General features: G+C 71.2%; 4 protein-coding genes. 2 read left to right on the plus strand and 2 right to left on the minus strand.

Annotated elements, in window-relative coordinates:
• Together R6V09_RS47915 and R6V09_RS47920 are read left to right on the plus strand one after the other, a co-directional pair.
• A partial coding sequence (locus R6V09_RS47915; RefSeq protein ID WP_317887739.1) for a sensor histidine kinase occupies window positions 1–796 on the plus strand: 796 nt, incomplete at its 5' end.
• Complete coding sequence (locus R6V09_RS47920) at window positions 793–1,449, plus strand: response regulator transcription factor (RefSeq protein WP_317887740.1); 657 nt, start codon at window positions 793–795, stop codon at window positions 1,447–1,449. The genes R6V09_RS47915 and R6V09_RS47920, both read left to right, overlap by 4 nt.
• Before the next feature lie 95 nt (window positions 1,450–1,544).
• Here the strand turns inward: R6V09_RS47920 and R6V09_RS47925 are convergent, their stop codons facing one another.
• Window positions 1,545–3,032 carry an MFS transporter gene (locus R6V09_RS47925; protein ID WP_317887741.1) on the minus strand — a complete coding sequence of 496 codons (1,488 nt, stop codon included), beginning with the start codon at window positions 3,030–3,032 and terminating at the stop codon, window positions 1,545–1,547.
• Between the two features lie 112 nt (window positions 3,033–3,144).
• Window positions 3,145–3,901, minus strand: a 757-nt coding sequence (locus tag R6V09_RS47930) for an NAD(P)/FAD-dependent oxidoreductase (RefSeq protein ID WP_317887742.1), incomplete at its 5' end; no start/stop codon positions are given.

Consider the following 3,901-nt stretch of genomic DNA (forward strand, 5'->3'; position numbering starts at 1 on the left):
CGCGCTGGCCGAGCGGGCCGCCACCCTGGAAGTCGAGCGCGAGCAACGCGAGTTGCTGGCCGCGGCCAACGAACGCGCCCGGGTCTCACGCGAGTTGCACGACATCGTGGGACACACCCTGGCGGTGATCGTCGGTCTGGCCGACGGAGGCGCGGCCGAGGCCCAGCTGCAACCGGAGCGGGGTCCGGAAGTCCTGCGGACGATCGCCGAGGCCGGGCGTACGTCTCTGGGTGAACTCCGCCGCGCCCTCGGCGCGCTGCGGGTCGGACTGCCCGACGACGCCGCGAGCGCCGAACTGCACCCCCAGCCGGGTACCGCCCAACTCGCCGCCCTGTGCGAGCGGATCCGGACGGCCGGGCCGACCGTCACCTACACCGCCTCGGGCGACCTCTCCTCGCTCAGCGCGAGCCTTCAGCTCGCCGTGTACCGGATCGTCCAGGAGGCCCTGACCAACAGCCTCAAGCACGCCGGACCACGCACCCGCGTGCGGGTCGCGGTGACGGCGGACGCCCGTGCCGGTGAGGTCGTGGTGCAGGTCGACGACACCGGCCCACCGGTGGAGGAGGCGACACCGGACCATACGGGCGGGAACCGCACCCCGGGGCAGGGCCTGATCGGCATGAGGGAGCGCGCCGCACTCGTGGGAGGCCACGCCGTCTCCCGGCGCAGGGCTGGCGGCTGGACCGTACGGGCCGTGCTCCCCATGAACCACGACGGGCGGACTAAGACCGATCCGCAGGCGGCGCGTGCCGGCTCGGCCGCCAAGGACCGGACCGGAGTTCAGGAGTGCCCGTGACCACGGTGCTGATCGTCGACGACCAGCCGCTGCAGCGCATCGGCTTCCGGATGCTGCTGAACAGCAGTCCGGAGACGACCGTGGTCGGCGAGGCGGAACACGGCGCGGAGGCGGTGCGCCGGACGGCCGAGCTGCACCCGGACGTGGTGCTGATGGACATCCGCATGCCCGGCATGGACGGCATCGAGGCCACACGTCGGATCCTCGCCTCCGGCGGTCGCTCCCGGGTGCTCGTGCTCACCACCTTCGACCTGGACGAGTACGCGTACGGCGCGCTGCGCGCGGGCGCGAGCGGCTTCCTGCTCAAGGACGCCCGCCCGGACGAACTCCTCGCGGGAATCCGCGCGGTCGCGGCCGGTGACGCGGTGGTCGCGCCCGCGATGACTCGCCGACTGCTGGAGGTCTTCACCACGCACCTCCCCCTGCGCGGCCCCGGCGAGGATCCGCGCCTGGCCGGGCTGACCCAGCGCGAGCGCGAGGTGCTGACCGATATCGCGGCCGGTCTGACGAACAGTGAGATCGCCGAGGACCTCTGCCTGTCCGAGTCGACCATCAAGACGCACATCGGCCGGATCCTGGCCAAGATCGGAGCCCGCGACCGGGTGCAGGCCGTCATTTTCGCCTACGACACCGGTCTGGTGAGGCCGTCCTGAAGCAGGCCGGATGCCGGTCGGATCCGCGCCGCACGTCACGGCGTGCCCCGGTCCGATGCCGACGTCAGGTCCCGCCGCCATCGGACCGCGATGGTTCAGTCGATGTCGGGGAGCGGACTCAGGCCGACCTTCTCGGCAATGGCGTTCGCCGGAGGGAGAGCGGCATCGGGGCGGCGCCGTGGGATGAAGGAGGCGACGGCCAGCGCGACGGTGGCGGCACCGACGCCGATCGCCAGGACGGCACGCAGGCCGTTCTCGGACGGAACCGCGACGCCGTGGAAGTCGATCGTCATATGGGCGAGCAGTACACCGGCCACGGCACTTGAGGTGGTGGTGCCGATGGACCGCATCAGGGTGTTGAGGCTGTTGGCCGCGGCGGTCTCGGAGGCGGGCACGGAGTCCATGACGAGCGTCGGCAGCGCGGCGTAGCCGAAGCCGACACCCATGGCGACGACGCAGGAGGCCAGGATCAGCGTCCAGGTGGCGGACATCAGCACCATGATGAGGAGGTAGCCCACTCCCACGACCACGGCACCGATCATCAGGGTCGTCTTCGGCCCCCGGGTCCTGGTGACCCGGGCGGAGAACGGGGCCACGGCCATCATGACCAGACCCTGCGGGGCCATGGCCAGGCCCGCCGTGGCCAGGGACTCGCCCAGCCCGTAGCCCGTGATCTTTGGTAGCTGAAGCACTTGTGGCAGCACCAGGTTGAGCGCGAACAGCGAGAACCCGAACGCGATTCCGGCGAGGTGGGTGAACAGGACCTGGGGGTGGGAGCTGGCCCGCAGGTCCACCATGGGCCGCGGGGTGCGCAGTTCGAACCAGCCCCACAGAGGGAGGACGATCAGGGCCACGGCGAAGACGCCGAGAGTGGCGCCGCTGCCCCAGCCCCAGTCGGCACCTTTGGAGACCCCGAGCAGCAGGCAGACCAGACCGATGCCCATGCCCAGGGCGCCTGGGACGTCGACGCGCCCGCCGGGGCGCGCCTTCGACTCGGGTACGAGCAGCAGGACCAGCAGGAGAGCGACCGCGCCGAGAGCGGCCGACGTCCAGAACAGCACGTGCCAGTCGAACGTGTCGGCGATCAGCGCGGATGCGGGCAGTCCCAGGGCGCCGCCGACACCGAGGGAGCCGAGCATCACCGCCGTGGACACGGGCAGCTTCTCGGCGGGCACCTCGTCGCGCAGGATGCTGACGCCGAGCGGGATGACCCCGTTCGCCAGGCCCTGCAGCGCGCGGCCGATGATCATCGTGGTCAGTGACTCGCTGAGTGCGCAGATCACGGAGCCCGTGACCAGTACGGCGATGCCGATGAGCAGCATGCGGCGCTTGCCGTACATGTCGCCGAGGCGGCCCATTACGGGGGTGGCGACGGCGCCGCACAACAGGGTGGCGGTGAGCGCCCAGGCGGCGTCGGCGGCGGAGGCGTGCAGGTACTCGGGAAGGTGGGGGATGATCGGGATGATGAGCGTCTGCACCAGTGCCACGGCGATGCCGGTGAAGGCGAGAACCGTCACCAGGACGTTCACGTTCCGTCCGCCGGAGGCTTCGGCCTCGGATGTCAGGGGCGAGGGGATGGACATGGGTCAGGCCTCCGGAGTGTGGGGGAGGAGCGCGGAAGAGCCGATGTCGCTTGTGCGGGGCGCGTGACCGGAACCAGTGGCCACGCAGCGGGGGTGGGGGTGCTGTGGGGGCTCATCGCGTCGGCACGGTCGCGGTGCCCACCGCGGTGTACGGCGTGCGGGTCTCGTTCGCCACTGCTTCGCGCCATGAGGTGCCCGCAGCCAGTGCCTGCCGCCAGCCACGGAGGACCTTGGGGGTGACGCCCACGCCCAGGATCCCGGTCAGGCGGTCGTCCTTCCGGTACGCCACCACGAAGTGACGCTCCGTCAAGTCGCCTTCCACCACGGCAACTTCGTCATGACCACGGAGATGTCCGTATGCCTGGATCCGCATGTCGTACTGGTCCGACCAGAAGTACGGCACCGGCGCGAACGGCTTGCGTGCCTCCGGTGCGGCGAGCAGGTTGCGGGCGGCGGCCATGCCCTGTTCGGAGGCGTTCGTACGGTGCTCGATCCGCATCGAGGTGGCGAACAACGGGTTGTACCAACGCGCCACGTCCCCGGCCGCGTAGATCCCGGGGGCCGCCTCGCAGTACGCGTCGCACGACACACCGTCCTCCACGGCGAGCCCGCTGCCGGCCAGCCACTCGGTGTTGGGCCGCGAACCGACGGCGACCAACACCGCGTCGCCCTCGACCAGCTCGCCGTCGGCCAGGAGCACTCCGGTGCCGGTCACCTCCAACACGGTCACCCCGGTACGCAACTCCACGCCCCGTTCCAGATGGGCCCTGGTGAGGACCTGACCGACCGCGGTGCCCACCACGTGCGCGAGGGGCACCGGCGCGGGTTCCAGCAGCGTGACGTCGGCGCCGAGACCCACGGCGGCGGCC

This window comes from Streptomyces sp. W16 (genome assembly GCF_033194735.1).
Classification (GTDB): domain Bacteria; phylum Actinomycetota; class Actinomycetes; order Streptomycetales; family Streptomycetaceae; genus Streptomyces.